The 17,260-nt window shown below is 64.3% G+C and carries 9 protein-coding genes and 3 pseudogenes; 7 read left to right on the top strand and 5 right to left on the bottom strand.

Translation table 11 applies throughout. The features are described from left to right. Window positions 1-229: 229 nt before the first annotated feature. Window positions 230-1,735 (top strand): annotated as a pseudogene (locus tag B2246_RS28670) (sensor histidine kinase); the annotation flags it as partial. A gap of 27 nt (window positions 1,736-1,762) precedes the next feature. Here B2246_RS28670 and B2246_RS28675 read toward each other — a convergent pair. Then, window positions 1,763-6,373, bottom strand: a complete 4,611-nt coding sequence (locus tag B2246_RS28675) for an autotransporter outer membrane beta-barrel domain-containing protein (RefSeq protein WP_375198926.1) — start codon at window positions 6,371-6,373, stop codon at window positions 1,763-1,765. Between the two features lie 361 nt (window positions 6,374-6,734). Here B2246_RS28675 and groES point away from each other — a divergent pair, with 361 nt between their 5' ends. Both groES and groL read left to right on the top strand, forming a co-directional pair. Beyond that, window positions 6,735-7,025: a co-chaperone GroES gene (gene groES, locus B2246_RS28680; protein WP_008644494.1), complete on the top strand. Its 291-nt coding sequence runs from the start codon at window positions 6,735-6,737 to the stop codon at window positions 7,023-7,025. A gap of 84 nt (window positions 7,026-7,109) precedes the next feature. Further along, window positions 7,110-8,753 (top strand): chaperonin GroEL, encoded by a 1,644-nt coding sequence (gene groL / locus B2246_RS28685; protein ID WP_008644493.1) that lies wholly within the window; start codon window positions 7,110-7,112, stop codon window positions 8,751-8,753. A 292-nt stretch (window positions 8,754-9,045) separates the two neighbouring features. Here groL and tssE read toward each other — a convergent pair whose 3' ends face one another. Then, window positions 9,046-9,480, bottom strand: a complete 435-nt coding sequence (tssE, locus tag B2246_RS28690) for a type VI secretion system baseplate subunit TssE (RefSeq protein WP_286879658.1) — start codon at window positions 9,478-9,480, stop codon at window positions 9,046-9,048. Beyond that, window positions 9,477-10,547, bottom strand: a pseudogene (locus B2246_RS28695) (AAA family ATPase); the annotation flags it as partial. The pseudogene B2246_RS28695 and the gene tssE, both read right to left, overlap by 4 nt. 50 nt (window positions 10,548-10,597) lie before the next feature. Between B2246_RS28695 and tssA the strand changes: the two are divergent. The 4 genes and pseudogenes from tssA to tssJ all read left to right on the top strand — a co-directional run. After that, a pseudogene (gene tssA, locus B2246_RS28700) lies at window positions 10,598-11,542 on the top strand (type VI secretion system protein TssA); the annotation flags it as partial. Between the two features lie 21 nt (window positions 11,543-11,563). Next, window positions 11,564-13,384, top strand: a complete 1,821-nt coding sequence (tssF, locus tag B2246_RS28705; protein ID WP_008644471.1) for a type VI secretion system baseplate subunit TssF — start codon at window positions 11,564-11,566, stop codon at window positions 13,382-13,384. A 17-nt stretch (window positions 13,385-13,401) separates the two neighbouring features. Then, window positions 13,402-14,484, top strand: a complete 1,083-nt coding sequence (tssG, locus tag B2246_RS28710) for a type VI secretion system baseplate subunit TssG (RefSeq protein ID WP_286879659.1) — start codon at window positions 13,402-13,404, stop codon at window positions 14,482-14,484. A 36-nt stretch (window positions 14,485-14,520) separates the two neighbouring features. Next, on the top strand, window positions 14,521-15,090 hold the full coding sequence (tssJ, locus tag B2246_RS28715) for a type VI secretion system lipoprotein TssJ (RefSeq protein WP_286879986.1): 570 nt from the start codon (window positions 14,521-14,523) through the stop codon (window positions 15,088-15,090). A gap of 133 nt (window positions 15,091-15,223) precedes the next feature. On the opposite strand, the gene B2246_RS28720 is transcribed toward tssJ, so the two are convergent. Together B2246_RS28720 and B2246_RS28725 are read right to left on the bottom strand one after the other, a co-directional pair. Continuing rightward, the gene (locus B2246_RS28720; RefSeq protein ID WP_286879660.1) at window positions 15,224-16,012 is read right to left on the bottom strand and encodes a metallophosphoesterase; all 789 of its coding nucleotides are present in this window, start codon (window positions 16,010-16,012) and stop codon (window positions 15,224-15,226) included. A gap of 232 nt (window positions 16,013-16,244) precedes the next feature. Next, on the bottom strand, window positions 16,245-17,216 hold the full coding sequence (locus B2246_RS28725; RefSeq protein WP_008644466.1) for a type II secretion system F family protein: 972 nt from the start codon (window positions 17,214-17,216) through the stop codon (window positions 16,245-16,247). Between the last annotated feature and the right edge of the window lie 44 nt (window positions 17,217-17,260).

The raw sequence follows: 17,260 nt of genomic DNA on the forward strand, positions 1-17,260 counted from the left end.
CTTTACCCGAATCGAAGCCGCACAGTCGACCTGGCAGGACGATGGCCCGCCCGCCACGGGCTGGGTGCCCGTGTCGTTGCCGGACATCTGGTCCACGCGCTGGCCCGGCTTCGACGGTGTGGTCTGGTATCGCCTGAGCTGGCAGGGCTCTGACCCGCGCCAGCCCGTGGCGCTGCTGCTCGACTACCTGAACATGGCTGGCGCGGTCTATCTCAATGGCAGCCTGTTGATGCGCGACACGAGCCTGGTCGAACCGCTCACGCGTGCCTGGAATACCCCGCGCTACCAGTTGCTGCCTGCCGCGCTGCTGCGAGAGGGCGCCAACACGCTGCTGGTTCGCGTCTCGGGGTTGTCGGCCTACCAGCCTGGCCTCGGGCCCGTATCGATCGCCGCCCCTGAACACCTGCGGCCCGCATACGATCGCGCGTACTGGCTGCGGCACGATCTGCAACTGATCAGCCTTGCCGTCACCGTCGCGCTTGGCTGCCTCTTCTTTTCGCTCTGGGTGATGCGTCGGCAGGAAGCGGCTTACGGATGGTTCAGCCTGATGTCGCTGGCCTGGTGGTGCGTGGCGCTGAACCAGGTGGCGACTACCACCTGGCCGTTCGCGAGTACCGACGCCTGGGAGCGTGCGAACACCGTCGCGCTGCTGGTCTACAGCGTCGCGTACATGTTATCCATGGCGCGATTCTGCGAGCGGCGTCTGCCGCGTGTCGAAGGCGGACTCTGGCTGCTTGCCGCGGTGGGAGCGGCGGCGGTGATCTGGGCGCCGACCGAATCCCTGTCCACGGTGCGCAATGTGCTCACGCTGTGGGCAGCGTGCGTCTTCTTCGCGACGTGCATTGTGTTCCTGGGCTTCGCCTGGCGTCATGGCCGCACCGATCATCGCATCCTGTCGGTTTGCATCGCCATCTTCCTCGTCGCGGCGGTGCACGACCTGCTGTCCTTTCTCGGCATCCTGACGGACAACGCCTACTACGCGGCGCTGACTTCGCAGGTCCAGATGATCGCTATGGCGCTGGTGCTGGCATGGCGCTTCGTGGCCAACCTGCGTCGGATCGAACGGTTCAACGACGAGTTGCACGGCAAGGTTTCCGAAGCCAAGGCCGAACTCGTCGTCAACCTGGGGCGCCAACGCGAGTACGAGGTTGCCAACGCGCGGCTCAACGAGAGGCTCAATCTGGCGCACGACCTGCACGACGGGCTCGGCGGCACACTCGTCAGCGGCATCGCCACGCTGGAGCGCAGCCCGCATGACATCCCGCCCGGGCAGGTGCTGTCGATGCTCCGGGCGTTGCGCGATGACCTGCGCATCATCGTCGATACGACCGCCAGCCAGCAGTTCGGCGAGCCGGCGCTGGCGGGGCAGATCGTGCCGCTGCGCCACCGCCTTAGCCGGTTGCTGGAGAGCCATGACATCGCGTGTCATTGGCAGCTCGATGGCCTTGAGCAATGCCATCTGCCGAATTCGCGGATTCTCGATGTCATGCGGACCTTGCAGGAAGCACTGACCAACGTGATGAAGCACAGCAAGGCCAGCCGCGCGGACGTCGCGGTACGCGTCGGCACGCGCGGGCTGGAGCTGTTGGTCAGCGATAACGGCGTTGGCTTCGATCCGGCCGCCGCCGGGCGGCACGCCGGTGCGGGCATGCGCAGCATGCGGGCGCGTACCGAGCGCCTTGGCGGCACGTTCAGCGTGCGATCAACGGGAGAGGGGACCGTGCTGGCCGTTCATATCCCGCTCGATGCTGGTGGCACTGGCCTACCACTTGACCTGCAACCCGGCGGAGCCAAGGATCGAGTTTCTGACCTTGGCATTGCCGCCGGCGGCCCAGATCCTGCCGACCTCGCCGTACAGGCTGAAGCGCCGGTTCAGGGCCGCGGTTAGGCCCGCGGCCACCTCGATGCTCGTGCCGCCGGTCGCTGCCACGATGTCGGTGGTGGCGGCCGGGTTTGTGAAGCGGGCGACGTCGCTACCGTTCGATGCCATGTAGAGGTTGACGCGGCCATATGGCCGCAACGCGGCGGAGCCTGCCTCCATTTCACCCTTCACCCGCGCGCCGACGCGCGCGAGCCAGCTGCTGTTCACGTCGGTCTGGACCATTGCTCCGGGGATCTGCGCGTTGTCGAGGTGAATGCGTTGGTGAATCACCTGCAACTGGGGTTCGATGCTCCAGGCGCTGCCGCCAAGTGGAAAGGCGCGTCCCAGTTCCAGCGATGCCAGCAGGCTGTCTCCCTTGGTCTCGACCCCGGAGCTGGACGCTGGCGTCACCGTGTAGCGGTGACGGCCCAACTGCAGCACCGCGTCGGCGTAGATGCCGCTGTTCCCGGCATATGTGCCGTAGAAGCCCAGATACTGGTTGTGCAGATCGTTGCGGCCGGCGCCAGCATTGTCGATGCCGCCGATGAAGCCATTGACGCTTACGTTGCCATCCAGCTGGCCGACGTAGAGGCCAGCGCGCCAGTCCTGCGTGGCCAGCAAATCCGTGCCGGCCTGGAAGCCGGTCAACCGGCCCTTGCTCTTGGGCGCCACCGTGCCGTCCTGGCTGACGTCGACATCGGTGGTCAGCACGCGGGCCCATGCCCGGCGATCGCGACCGGCAGGGGTGCCCGATGGGGTGCCGGATAGGGTGCCCGATGTGGCGGACCTCGGGTCGTCATCGCCCACGCGCTGGTGCAGGTTGCCGATCATGGCAAGGTTGCTCTGGCGCAGTTGACTCGGCAGCGCCGCGTACAACGCGGCTTCGGCACGGTAGGTCGTGACGGGCGGGTCCGCAGGTTCGGTGGTCGGGGTGGTTTCGGTGGTCTCGCCATTGGAGCGCAGATACCAGTTCTCGCCCGATCCCTTGGCGTCGGCAGCGTACAGGCGGTACTGGTAGGCGCCGGCATCTACATGGCCACCTGCGAGCACGAACGCGCTCTTGCTGGTCTGCGCCGTGGTGCTGGCGCCATTGACGGCGCTGATCACCTCGATGCCGTTGCCCGCGGTCAGCGCGCCAAGCCCATTCAGGTTGGAGATCTGCAGCGTGGTCTGACCGCTGGCGACGGCGGCGGGGCCGCTGAGGATCAGCCGGTCACTCACGCCGGTGCTGTCGCCGAGCGCAGTGCCCATGCGCAGCGTGCCGTTGTTGCCCGTGTAGGGGCCCGTCACCGTCAAGGTCGCGCCGGGTGTCGTGCCCATCAGCGAGACCACGCCCCCGTTGTTCAGTCCCGCGACGCTCTGGCTGAAACCGGCGAGATCCAGCGTGGCGCCGCTGGCCACCGTGTGAACGGATGCCGCGCTGAAGGTGTTGGCCGCTCCCGCCCGCAGCGTGCCGGCCGCAACGTTGGTGGCCCCGGTGTAGTCGTTGGCGCCGGCAAGCGTCAAGGCGCCACTGCCGTTCTTGGTGAGAAAGCCCGAACCACTGATGGCCCCGGCGAGCGTGGCATTGAAGGCGCCAGTGTCGATCACAGGATCGTTGCTGCCCGTCAGGCGGATCGCATTGGCGATGCGCAGCCCATCGGTGGCAATGCCGAGCGTGGTGCCGTCATCCATCGAGAGTGTGCCGGTCCCCAGCGCGCCGTTGCTGCCAAGGTCGATGCGTCCTTGCTTGAGCGCGGTGCCGCCACTGAAGCTGTTGTCGCCGCCAAGCGTCAGCGTGCCGCTGCCGTTCTTGAGCAAGCCGCCCGTGCCCGAGATGGCGCCCGACAAGGTGCCGCTGCTGTTGTCACCGCCCGTTGCCAGCGTTCTGGTGCCCAGCTTGATCTGGCCAGCGCCACTCAGGCTTCGGAAGCTGGCCTGTGCGGCGGTGATGCCGGAGATGTCGAGGATGCCTGCCGCATCGACTTGCACACCGCTGGAGTTTGCGATGCTGCCCGCGCCGGACAGGGCAAGCGTGCCGCCGGCGACCTGTGTCGCGCCGGTATAGGTGTTGACGCCAGTCAGGGTCAAGGTGCCGGTGCCTTGCTGGACGAGATTCCCGGTGCCACTGATGACGTCGGCATAGCCGATGCTGTCGGTCCGGTTGAACATCAGTGTGCCGCTGTTGACCACGTTGCCGCCAATGCTGCCGGTGGTGGTGCCGTTGCCGATGCGCAGTGTGCCGCTGCCGATTTGCGTGGTGGCGGCCTGCACGTCCCCCAGCGCGAAGATCCACTGGCCGGTGCTTGTACTGAGCGCGAGTTGTCCGCTGGCCGTCACTGGCCCGTACAGCGCGATGCTGTCGCGGGCAGAGATCGTGATATTGCTGCCGCTCAACGCGGCATTGGCTAGCAACGTGCCGCCGTTGGCCGCGAGTTGCAGATTGCTCGTGCCGGTGTTGATTGCCGATACCGGTAGCGTCAACGCCCCGCCAGCGGTCAGGCTGACCGCGCCGTTCGTGCTGTTGTTTAGCGCCGAGACGCGCAGATCGCCAGCCGCGCGCAATGCCACGCTGGACCCCGTTGCAGCGATCGGGCCCTGAAAGCTGTTGCTCGCGTCGGTCAACGTGATGGCGCCAGTGCCGGCGCTGATGGTGGTGCTACCGGCAACGTTGAGCGCTCCGCTTTGGGTGATGGCATTGTCGTTGGTGGATGCCGACAGGTAGCCACGCACCGTGCCGGTGCCAAGGTTCATTGGACCCAGGCTCGTGGCAAGCAATGTATCCGTATTGACGTTACCGAAGGTCAGGGCCGAGGCGCTGCTGATTATCGTGGCGCCACCGGTCAGGTTCACGGTGCCACCAAACCAGTTTCCCATGTTGGTTAGCGAGATAGCACCCGTGCCGGCATTGAAGGTGCTGTTGCCCGCAATGGTGAGCGCACCGTTTTGCATGATGAAGCCGCGGTTGCTCGTTGCCGACAGGCTGCCGGTCACGGCGGTGGTGCCGAAGACCAACGCACCCGTGCTTGTGGCGGTCAATGTGCCGGCGTTGACGGTGCCCAAGTTCAGTCCCGCGGCACTGGTGATCTGCGTGGTGCCACCGGTCAGGTTTACCGCGCCACCGAACGAATTGCTGGCGTTGGTCAGCGTAATGGCGTTCGTGCCTGCGTTGATCGTGGTATCGCCGCCGATCGACAACGGGCCGGATTGTCCAAGCGAACGGGTCGTGGTCAACGCGAAGTCGCTGCCCGTGCTGATCGGCCCGAGCGCGGCGATGCTGTTGCTGCTCTGGTCGAGCTTCATGCTGCCGACGGCGCTGCCTGTCAGGGTTCCCGCTGTCAGGCTGCCCCAGGTCTGGAGGACGTCCCCCAACGATTGCAGGCTGATCTGGCCTGTCCCGGCGGTCAGCGTGCCACCGAGCTGGACACTACCACCCGAGATGGCAATCGAGCCGCCCGTCGTCGTGCCCGACGCGTCGATGTTGCCCCCCAGGATCACGGCGGCGTCTGACGTGATCTGAACCTGCCCAGCTTGGGACTGGCCACCCTGCGAGACGTCGATGCTGCCGTTGTTGACTACGGCGCCCCCTATTGCGCTGAGGCTGACGTTTCCACCATTCGCGATGATGACGCCGCTGTTGTTGACTAGCGTGCCGTACAACCCCGGCTGGGCTGCTGCCGCCATGATGATCGTGCCGCCGGTTGCCTGGAGGGTTCCGGTATTGACGACCGCGGTGCCGCCCTGCGCGGTGCTCAGTGCGCCGGCAATGGCAACATTCATCAGACCCTTGTCGTCGAACGTCATCGTTGCGTGGTCCGCGGCCACCAGGCTGATTCGCCCGCCATTGGCCGTCAGCACGCCATTGTTCGACACGCCGGCGCCGACGAGTGCCGCGGAGTTGCCAATGAACGTTGCACCGCCAGCAAACGCTACGGTGCCGCGCATGGCCGCTGCATCAAGGCTGTAGCTGCCTCCCGTCGTGGCAGGGGCGGAAACACCGAGCGAGGTGGCGAGAAGTCCGCCGGCTGATGTCGTGCCACCGAAAACCAGGCCGTTTGCATTGGCAAGGATCGTCTGCCCGGCTGCCGACACGGTTCCGTAGATCTGGCTGGCCGTAGTGCCAGAAATGTTGTTGAGGGTGACGGCGCTCGCACCCGTATTCGGCGTGAAATTGACCGTACTGTTCGAAGCGACATCGAAAGAGGACCAGTTGATCGTGCCCGATGACGAATATTGATTGACCGTCGTGGTGGTCCCTGTCGAGTTGACAGTCCCGCTCCCGCTGATCCAGACCGAGCCGGTTGGCAGCGTTCCGGCAATCGGTGTGGCAGCCATCGCAATGGCGGGGAGCAGGCCCGCGGAAAGCGCCGACAGTGCCGGCAAGCCGACGCTCCAGCCGGCACGCCGCCGGGAAGCCGTTGGGGCGATGGTTGCGGTGCCCGTGCCTTCCGAGCCCTGGCTTCCGGCCGTTTCCGGCGCCACCTTCAATGCGCACAGTGTGCGATTCCAGACAAGTCGATAGATGTGGTTCAAGGTGCGGCCTCCCCGGTGGCTGCGAATGCCCCAGAGGGCGGCAAAGCCTCGAAGTTACAAATTGCAACAACTACAGGGAATCCCAAGAACTAGGGAATTCGGGGTGGGAGGACCAGATTTTTGTGTGATCTATGGGGCGTATTCATCGGCTGGGACTGTTTCCCTCGGCGCATTCTTGTGATCTGTACGGGAAAACCCCCATTCAGCCCGCGTCTTGAAAACGAAATACCCCGTCCCTATAATTAGCACTCGCTGGGGGAGAGTGCTAACAGTCGCCCCCGCGGTACCCGAAACCCGATGGTCGTCGCTATCAGACGACCATTTTGTGATTTAACACTCACTTTTGTATCTAGGAGTCCGTATGAACCTGCGTCCTCTGCACGACCGCGTGATCGTGAAGCGTCTGGACAATGAAACCAAGACCGCATCCGGCATCGTGATTCCCGACAATGCTGCCGAGAAGCCCGATCAAGGCGAAGTGCTGGCGATTGGCCCTGGCAAGAAGGATGACAAGGGCAACAACATCGCCCTCGACGTCAAGGTGGGTGACCGCGTGCTGTTCGGCAAGTACGCCGGCCAGGGCGTGAAGGTGGATGGCCAGGAACTGCTGGTCATGCGCGAAGAAGACATCATGGCTGTCGTCAACAAGTAATCGACGCCCACAAGCCACCCAATTCCCGATCGTCCCCCTGACAATCCAGCGGGACGCATCCATCCAGATTCGGAGATTCAGAACATGGCAGCAAAAGACGTAGTGTTCGGCGACGCCGCCCGTGCCAAGATGGTCGAAGGCGTGAACATCCTCGCCAACGCAGTGAAGGTGACCCTGGGCCCGAAGGGCCGCAACGTGGTGCTGGAGCGCAGCTTCGGCGGCCCGACCGTGACCAAGGACGGCGTGTCCGTGGCCAAGGAAATCGAACTGAAGGACAAGCTGCAGAACATGGGCGCGCAGATGGTCAAGGAAGTGGCTTCCAAGACCAGCGACAACGCCGGTGACGGTACCACCACCGCAACCGTGCTGGCCCAGTCGATCGTGCGCGAAGGCATGAAGTTCGTTGCCGCCGGCATGAACCCGATGGACCTGAAGCGCGGCATCGACAAGGCCGTTGGCGCCGCAGTCGAAGAGCTGAAGAAGCTGAGCAAGCCGACGACCACCAGCAAGGAAATCGCCCAGGTTGGCGCGATCTCGGCCAACAGCGACGCCTCGATCGGCGAGCGCATCGCCGAAGCCATGGACAAGGTTGGCAAGGAAGGCGTGATCACCGTCGAAGACGGCAAGTCGCTGGCCGACGAGCTGGAAGTCGTGGAAGGTATGCAGTTCGACCGTGGCTACCTGTCGCCGTACTTCATCAACAACCCGGAAAAGCAGGTTGTTCAACTGGACAGCCCGTTCGTTCTGCTGTTCGACAAGAAGGTCTCGAACATCCGTGACCTGCTGCCGGTGCTGGAGCAAGTGGCCAAGGCTGGCCGCCCGCTGCTGATCATCGCTGAAGACGTGGAAGGCGAAGCCCTGGCCACGCTGGTGGTGAACAACATCCGTGGCATCCTGAAGACCGCCGCCGTGAAGGCTCCGGGCTTCGGCGACCGCCGCAAGGCCATGCTGGAAGACATCGCCATCCTGACCGGCGGTACCGTGATCGCCGAGGAAATCGGTCTGACGCTGGAAAAGGCCACGCTGCAGGACCTGGGCCAGGCCAAGCGCATCGAGATCGGCAAGGAAAACACCATCATCATCGACGGCGCCGGCGACGCATCGGCGATCGAAGGCCGCGTGAAGCAAATCCGCGCCCAGATCGAAGAGGCGACCTCGGACTACGACCGTGAGAAGCTGCAAGAGCGCGTGGCCAAGCTGGCCGGCGGTGTTGCCGTGATCAAGGTTGGCGCAGCCACCGAAGTCGAAATGAAGGAAAAGAAGGCACGCGTGGAAGATGCACTGCACGCTACCCGTGCTGCCGTGGAAGAAGGCATCGTCCCGGGCGGTGGTGTGGCCCTGCTGCGTGCTCGTGCTGCGATCGCTGGCCTGCACGGCGAGAACCCCGACCAGAACGCCGGTATCAAGATCGTGCTGCGCGCCATGGAAGAGCCGCTGCGCCAGATCGTGCTGAACGCTGGTGAAGAAGCTTCGGTCGTGGTGGCCAAGGTTATCGAAGGCAAGGGTAACTACGGTTACAACGCGGCTTCGGGCGAGTACGGCGACCTGGTGGAAATGGGCGTGCTGGATCCGACCAAGGTGACCCGCACCGCGCTGCAGAACGCCGCTTCGGTGGCTTCGCTGATGCTGACGACCGACTGCGCAGTGGCCGAATCGCCGAAGGAAGAGTCGGCTCCGGCAATGCCGGGCGGCATGGGCGGCATGGGCGGCATGGAAGGCATGATGTAATTCATGCCGGACTGCTGAGCCAATCAGCCTGTCTGAGAAAAACCCCCGAGAGCGCGAGCCCTCGGGGGTTTTTCATTGGCCGTTCAGATCGCGGACAACGCCTTTCCAAGCGCGTCCGCAGCGGCGGTCAGCCTATCCAGAATGCGCTCGGGGCTGCAAATCACCTCGGGCAGCAGTTTGGCCAGTTGTTCGGCAATGTCGTTGGTGCTGCCGCCGGCGCGTTCGGTGCTTTAGTAGTGTGCGGCGGCATGTGCCGCTGAGATCCCTGGCAGCGCTCAGGGGGGATTGGTGGTTAGTCATGATCGTGCGCCGACCTCAGCAGCTTGAGCCGTGTCTTGCCGTCCGGCATGAAATGCGTACCGAATCGCACCAGTCCAGACTGATGCAAATGGCAGGTCATCGTGAAGCTCAACAGCATGCCCGGTTCGGGCTCCTCGATCTCGAGGTCGAGGGCCTTCAATCTCGGCTCGTAGCGCAGGAGCGTCGTCTCGATTTCCCGCTTGAGCGTGTGCGCCGAGGCAGGCAGGTGGCGGTAGATGCGGGACAGATCTCCCAGTCCGTAGTCAGGCAGATGCGCAAGGCCACCGCGCCGACTGTTAAGGATGCGCTGGATGTTGTCCTGGACCGACAGGAAGGTCTGGGTCGAGGCATCTAACTCGTCAACGGCAACGCCATTCGCAAAGAACCCGGTAACCGCTTCGAAGAGACCTGGCCCGCCGCGCGTCACGCGTGTTCCTCTGTGGTGGTTGCCGCATCATCGAAGTCCAGCCCAATGCCGTCGTCCTCAGAGAACGAAAGGCGGATAGATGCAGGTGCCCGCTTGCTGGTCATGCGTACCAGTAACTCACGCGACAGCACGGGCAAGATCTGCTGGTCGAGCAGGTTGTCGATATTGCGTGCGCCGGAATCGGGCAACAGACAGGCGCGCACCAGTTCGGCCACCAGGGCGTCGTCACAGCACAGCGGCACGCCGAACCGGCGTTCGATGCGCTCGGCCACCTTGGCTAGCTTCATCCGTACGATCGTGGCCATGGCCTCGGCGGCGAGCGGCCGGTACACAATGGTCTGGAAGCGCGCCAGCAGCGCGGGCTGGAAGCGGTCGATCAGGAGCGGCCGGATGGTCTCCATCAGCGCGCTGGCGGGGATTTCCCCGCCAGCCTCCGTTGCGGCGTCGGTGGCCGCCAGGATTTGCTCGCTGCCGAGATTCGACGTCATCAGGATGACGGTGTTGCGGAAATCAATGACCCGGCCTTCGCCATCGCGCATGAAGCCGCGATCGAAGACCTGGTAGAACAGGTTGACCACGTCCCGATGGGCTTTCTCCACCTCGTCCAGGAGGACCACGCTGTAGGGTCGCTGACGGACAGCCTGAGTCAGGATGCCGCCCTCGCCATAGCCGACATAGCCCGGCGGCGCCCCCTTCAATTGCGATACGGTGTGGGCTTCCTGATACTCCGACAGGTTGATCGTGATGAGCGAGCGTTCACCGCCGAACATGAGATCGGCCAGTGCCCGCGCCGTTTCGGTCTTGCCGACCCCAGAAGGCCCCACGAGGAGAAAGACGCCCAGCGGTGCCTCCTCGGACTTCAAGCCCGCCTTGGCGGCGCGCAGGCTCTTGCCGAGCGCGGCAAGAGCCTCGTCCTGCCCGACCACGACCCGTCCGAGGCGTGCCTCCAGTTCCAGCAGGGTGGCCAGTTCATTCGACAACAGGTTGTCAACCGGCACGCCGGTCCAGTCGGCGATTACCTGTGCTACGACAGTCTCAGCAACTTCTGCATGTAGAAGTGTCGCCTGAGGGGAACATCGCTGCTCCGAAAGCCCTCGCCACGGCGTCGCTCTTGGACGGAGAGGTGGCCTCCACGCGCGACCTGGTGGATCGGGCGCGCCAGATGGCGCTGTTCCTGCGCCAGCAGCCCGACGGCTATCTCGCCGCCTACCGGCTGATGCGCTGCGTGCGTTGGGACACCCTTACCGAGGCGCCGCCGCATGAAGCTAGCGGCAGGACCCGTCTGATAGCCCCACGCGCCGAACTACGCGCGCAAATCAAGCGATTGGCGTTGCAAAAGCAGTGGCCGGAATTGCTCGACCGGATCGAGCCGGCCTTCGCCGAGGGCGCCAATCATTTCTGGCTGGACTTGCAGTACTACGCGTTCATGGCGCAGGACCAGGCGGGTGGCGCCTACGCACGCGTGCGCGACCTGCTGGCCACCGACTGCGCCCTGATGCTGGAACGTCTGCCGGGCCTGGACCAGCTTGCCTTCTCGGACGGCACGCCGTTTGCTGACGACGCCACGCTCGAATGGATTGCGCGCTACGCCACCGTGCGGGATATCGAGCGCGGCGAACCTGTGACGCCGGTTGCGGTGGCCTCTGTGAGTACCGACTTGGCGGAAACGGAAGCGCAGGCGGCCGACCTCGCCGCACAGCAGAGCCTGGAGGCTGCCTTTGCCTGGCTGCAGGGGTTGCCGGCACCGGCTGGCGAGCGCGATCGCTTTGTGCGGCAACTGGTGATGGCGCGAGTGGCCGAGCGCGCCGACCGGGCCGATACTGCCTTGCACCTGCTGTCCGCGCTCGAATCTGGCACCCAGCGCTATCAGCTGGCCAACTGGGAGCCCGCCCTCGCGTTCGAGGTCAAGCAGCAACTGCTGCGCCTGCTGAAAGTGCGCCTCACCCGCAAGGACGCGGACAAGGCAGCCCTGAGCGCGCGCATCGAGGCGCTGGTGGGCGACCTGATCGCCATCGATCCTGCCCGCGCCGTGGCCGTGGCCGTCGCCGCCGCCGCCGCCTAAAGCGTACCCATCCTGTACTGCATGAACCATCCCACCCAAGACAACGAGATCCTGCGTTACTACGAAGCGGAGATGCGCTACCTGCGCGAAGCCGGAAAGGAGTTCGCACAGGCGTTCCCTGACCGCGCCCGCATGCTCAACATCGACCGTATCGGCGAGCGGGACCCCCACGTCGAACGGCTGTTCGAGGGCTTCGCCTTCCTGATGGGGCGGCTGCGCCATAAGCTGGACGACGAGTTGCCGGAACTGACCGAGGGCCTGGTCAGCATGCTATGGCCGCATTACCTGCGCATGATCCCGTCATTGTCGATCCTGGAACTGACCCCGAACGGCGGAACGCTGCAGCGCCATGAAACGCTGCCGGCCGGGCTGGAGGTGGTCTCCGACCCCATCGCGCTCGCGATACAAGGCGGGAGTGAGGGCAGTGTCGAATGCACTTACCGGACCACGCAACCGGTCGATCTATACCCGTTGCGGCTCACTGAAGCCAACGCCTATGCGCGCGAGGATGGCCGCTCGGTCATCCGGCTGCGGCTGGCACTACAAACTCAGGGGCGCCGCGAGCAGTTGGCGGTGCCGCGCCTGCGGCTCTACCTGCATGCCGATCGTCCGCTGGCGCTGGCGCTCTATTCGGCGCTCACCGCTGAGCCATTGGCCATACAAGTGCGGGTACCGGGCTATCCGGCCGACCGGCCCGGCGCACCGCAGCCGATGACGGGGGTGCGGCTGGAGCCAGCCGGATTCGCGACCGAGGAACGCCTGTGGCCGAAGGCTGACAACGCCTTCGGGGGCTACCAACTGTTGCTGGAGTACTTCACCTTCCCCGAGAAGTTCATGTTCGTAGATCTCGTGGGGCTCGATCTGGACGCCATCCCGGAAGGCATCGAGCACTTTGATGTGGAGGTGATACTCAATCGGCCGTTCCCGGATGACATGCGCTTCTCGGCCGATAACGTGCGCCTCTTTTGCACGCCGATCATCAACTTGTTCGAGCTGGAAGCCGACCCGATCACCATCACCCACTTCGAGACCGAGTACCGGGTGCGGGCCATGGAACAGCATGGTCAACATGTGGAGCCCTATTCGGTGGAAACCGTACGGGGCTTCGAGGCGGGCAGTGGCAAGCGCTTCGAGTACGCGCCGTTCGCCGCGTTCCGCCACCGGGGTGGCATGCTGCGCCACGAGATGCCGGAGCGCTATTTCCACACCCGCGTGCGCCGCGGTCCTTCGGGGAGGTTCGACACCTGGGTGGTGCTGGGAGGGCACGCCTGGGATCATCAACAGTCCCTGCCCGAGGAGACGCTGTCACTGTCGGTCATCGGCACCAATGGCATGCTGCCGCGCAAGGGCCTGCGCGAGGCAGGCATCACCCGCACGAGCGGGGGATTTACGCACATTGGCACCGTGCGCAACCTGACCGCGCCGACGCTGCCGGTGTATCCACCTACCGCCGATCGCTTCCATTGGCGCGTGCTGTCGCACCTGGCGCCCAACTACCTGTCGCTGCTCGACGCCGAGGTTTTGCGCGGCAGCCTGGCGCTGTACGACTGGACCGATGGGGAACTGAACCGTCGGCGTATCGAGGCCATCACAGACGTGCGGCACCGCCCGCTCCAGAAGCTCGTCAAAGGCGGCCTGTTGCGCGGCGTGGAGATCGAAGTGGTGCTGGATAGCACGCGCTTTGCCGGCGAAGGCGATGTGGAATTGTTTGGCGAGATGCTTAACCGCTTCCTGTCGCTATACGCAACCGTCAATCTCTATACGCGCTTGGTGATCGTGTCGCAGCCTAGCGGCAAGCGCCAGGTGTGGCCCGACAGCAAAGGGGAGGGGGCTCCGTTTTGAGCGCACCGAGTCAGACCATGTCACCCCCGAAGGAAGGCCCCTTGTTGCGAGCGTTGCTCGCCAATGCACACCGGATGAATTTCTTCCGGCTTTGTGAACTGATCGAGCTGTCCGCGCCGCATCGCCCGCCGTTGGGCACCACGGATTCCCTGGCCGACGAACCGGTGCGCTTCCGCTCCAGTGGGGGGCTTGGATTTCCGGGACGTGAGATCGATGCGGTTGAGTACGACGATGACGACCCCGACCGGCCACCAGTCATCCGCACGGCCTTCCTTGGCCTGTACGGCGTCGACGCGCGTATGCCGTCCTATTTCGTGGACGAGATTGCCCAGCGTCGCGATGGCGCGGAGCCGCTGGCGGCCTTCCTGGACCTGTTTCACCACCGCGTTGTCACGCAGTTCTACCGGGTCGCGCGCAAGTATCGCTATCCGATGGGTTTCCTGCCGGGCGGACAAGACGAGGTTTCACGCTACCTGCTCAGTCTGCTCGGGCTGGGGCTGCGCGAGCCGGGAGCCGGGCAGCCAAGCGTTGCACAGGGCGAACACGTCGAAGGTACCGTCAGCCCGCGCAAGCTGTTGTCGATGCTGGGACTGGCCAGCCAGCGCACGCGGACTGCCGAGGGTCTTGCTGGCGTATTGCAGCACGCCGTGCCGGATGCGCAGATCCTGGTGGAGGAGTTCTACCCCGTGTGGGTGCGCCTCGATGCCACCGAGCGCATGCCACTCGGCGAGAACTGCGTGCTGGGACGCGGCTTCTACGACCGGGCGAACACCGTGAGTGTGGTGATCACGCCCCAGACGCCCGAATCGGTGCTTGGGCTGATGCCGGGTCGGGCCATGCACCGGGAGCTGATGGCGCTGTTGCGTTTCTATCTCGGCCATGCCGCGCACGCGCATCTGGAAATGCAGGTGAGGCCAGCGCTGATGCCGGCTCCGGTCCTGAACTCGAATGAAGTGAACCTTGGATATAGCACGCAACTCCAGTACTCCGTGGCCACCGCCAACGCGACCCGGAAAGACGCGATCACGCGCGTGCAGTTGGGAACATGGAATGGACTCAGCGCCGGTGCATCCGCGCCGCCAAGCCATCGCAGTCAATGAAATCAAGCCGCACACTAGAACAAAGGGATGAACACGATGAAGCAAGCGCTGCGAAACGGGGGCATAGCCTTAGTCGCCACCCTTACCGTTGCCGGATGCGGGGCCGCACAAGCCGTGAAGAACAGCACAGTGGAAGCAGCGAAGTGGGCCTTCACGACGCAGGTCAAGACCATGAACCTCGATCTCGTCAGCCGGTCGTCGTTGAATACAAACAGCGCAGGCGAATCGTTGTCGACAGTGGTGCGGATCTATCAGTTGAAAACGCCGCAGGCTTTCGAACAGCTGAGCTACGTGCAGTTGCAGACAAATGACCTGGAGTCGCTGAAGGCGGATCTGCTCGCAAGCAACGATGTGGTGCTGCGCCCGGCGGCGAGCGTGAGTCTTGCAGAACCGATACGAGAGGACTGCGAGTACGTTGGCGTCGCAGCGTTGTTCCGCGACGTGGGCAACAACGCGGTGTGGAAGCTGGTCATCCCGAAGAAGCAGTGGAAGAAGACCGATCCCGTGAAGATCGAGGCGCGTGGGAATGTCCTCGAACGTATCGGGGTGCCGTCAGGTGCACTCAAGTCGCAGGCGTCACAGCTTGGCGCAACGAGCGATACGTGACGACCGTCGGCGCCTGTCGCCTTGATGCGGCGAGATGCGCGGCAGTAACGAGACCGGCCCGCGCTTGCCGGAGTACGGCGTAGGCAGTATGTCTCTTATGAACACAAATCAAGATTCGTATTCATAAGCCGCTTCAAAGCGCCACAGCCTTGCTCCAGTCGAACGCCGGGTTCTCCGGCTCGCCACTGCGTCGGGAGATATAGCCGCGCGGGTTGCACACCACGCGTGAACTGTCGATCCAGTAGTCGAAGCTCGTATGGGTATGGCCATGGATCCAGAGGTCGGCCTGGGCCACCAGATCGGGTCGGCGGGAGATGAAGCCGGCCGAGACGATGTCGTGCGCATAGCGTGCATCGAGGCTACCGAGATCGGGGCCGTGATGGGTCACCACCACGGTCTTGCCCTCGAACGGTTGCGCCAGCGCACCGGCCAGCCACGCCGTGGCCGCGTGATGGCGAGCCAGCGCATCGGCGGGCGTGAATGGGCGGTGCTGGCCGTCGGCATCGGCGGTAGCGATCAGGCGATGATCAAACATCACGCGCGAGCACGCCTGCATGGCTTCGTCGACACGATCGACGCCATAGAGGCAGTAGTCGGTCCACCACGTGGTGCCGATCACGCGCACGCGCTGGCCTGCGGCGTCCTCGAACTCGGCGATGCCGTCGCTGAGCAGCGTGACATTCCCCGACTCCCCGGCCGCGTCGGCCATCTGCCGATCCACTGCGTCGAACGTGCTTTCGTAGTACTCGTGATTACCCGGCACGTAGAGCACGGGCCCCTCGAACACGCGCGCCGCCCAGTCGATGCCGTCGCGGCCGTTGGCGATGTCTCCGGCCAGGATCGTGAGGTCCGCGCCACAGGCGGGGACGTCCTCGGGCATGTTGTGTTCGATGTGCAGATCGCTCAGGATGCGGATCTTCATGCGGCGGCTCCCGGATGACTGTACGGACAGGGGTGGGGGATGGGTTTGCCCAGTATTTTTCAGAAGACTGGCGCGCGGGTCAAGCCGCCAGCCACGACCGGGTCACTGACGCGTCGTCGCCGCAGAAAGCAGAAAAGCCCGGACACTGTCCGGGCAAGACTGTCCACCTGGTGTTGCACCAGGGCGAGACAGCCGGGGGAACCGCTATGGCAAGGCGCCGCTTGTGCGACCGTCAGTTGGTGCCGGTCATGGTTGGCAGCAACACGCGGTAGATCTGGATGAACGCGGGCCCTAGCAACACCAGCAGGAGTGTGGGGAAGATCGTGAAAATCAGCGGAAACAGCAGCTTCAGCGCAATCTTCGCCGCCTGCTCCTCCGCGCGCATCCGGCGCTTGGTGCGAAGCATGTCGGACAGCACCCGCAAGGATTCGCCAAGGCTGGTACCGAAACGGTCCGCCTGGATCAGCATGGACGCGAATTTGTCGACGTCCTCGACGCCGGTGCGCAGCGACAGATTGCTCAACGCTTTCTCCTTCGAGAAGCCGGAGCGGAGCTCCAGCAGCATCAGTTGCAGTTCGTCGGCCAGCACCGGGCAGCGCAGCGCAAGTTCGTCGGCCACGCGCATCAGTGCGGCATCAAGGCCGAGGCCGGCTTCCACGCAGACCGTCAGCAGGTCGATGACGTCGGGGAACTCCTCGAACACCGTTCTCTGGCGTGCCGTCACTTTCCGGGACAGCACGATATTCGGAATGTAGTAACCGATCGCGGCCAGCACTGCCAGCACCGCGAACATCATGCTCTGTTCCTGGAATGCCGGGACACTGCTTGTCGCGATCAGTCCGATCATCGGGAGCGCCACCGCCAGCAGCGTCTTGGCGGCGAAGTACAGCGGGGCGGCGCTCGCATCGCGCCATCCGGCGTTCATGAAGCGCACGCGCAGCTGCGAATTCTCCCAACCCTCCTTGGGCAACGAGAGCCGCGAGACCGGCTGCGCCCATTTCACGAGCTTCTCGACCCAGGCCTGCTGCTGCCCGGCGTTGCCCGGGACAGTGCCAGTCTCGTTGGCGATCTGTTCCATCCTGCCGCGCATGCGGTCTGGCGAGAACACATAGAGCACGCCAAGTACCGTGCCGAATGCCGCAACGAAGACCAGCGCCAGCACGATCAACTGGTCTGCCCGAAACCCCTGCATGATGTCTTGCATGATCGACTCCCCCTCAGGATGCGCGCTCAAGCCTGCCTGTTGTT

Source organism: Cupriavidus sp. UBA2010, from assembly GCF_002335265.1.
In the GTDB taxonomy this organism is placed as follows: domain Bacteria; phylum Pseudomonadota; class Gammaproteobacteria; order Burkholderiales; family Burkholderiaceae; genus Cupriavidus; species Cupriavidus metallidurans.

Coding starts and splice junctions, on each gene's coding strand:
- groES (WP_008644494.1), top strand. CDS start 6,735: ATGAACCTGCGTCCTCTGCACGACCGCGTGATCGTGAAGCGTCTGGAC.
- groL (WP_008644493.1), top strand. CDS start 7,110: ATGGCAGCAAAAGACGTAGTGTTCGGCGACGCCGCCCGTGCCAAGATG.
- tssF (WP_008644471.1), top strand. CDS start 11,564: ATGAACCATCCCACCCAAGACAACGAGATCCTGCGTTACTACGAAGCG.
- tssG (WP_286879659.1), top strand. CDS start 13,402: ATGTCACCCCCGAAGGAAGGCCCCTTGTTGCGAGCGTTGCTCGCCAAT.
- tssJ (WP_286879986.1), top strand. CDS start 14,521: ATGAAGCAAGCGCTGCGAAACGGGGGCATAGCCTTAGTCGCCACCCTT.
- B2246_RS28720 (WP_286879660.1), bottom strand. CDS start 16,012: ATGAAGATCCGCATCCTGAGCGATCTGCACATCGAACACAACATGCCC.
- B2246_RS28725 (WP_008644466.1), bottom strand. CDS start 17,216: ATGCAAGACATCATGCAGGGGTTTCGGGCAGACCAGTTGATCGTGCTG.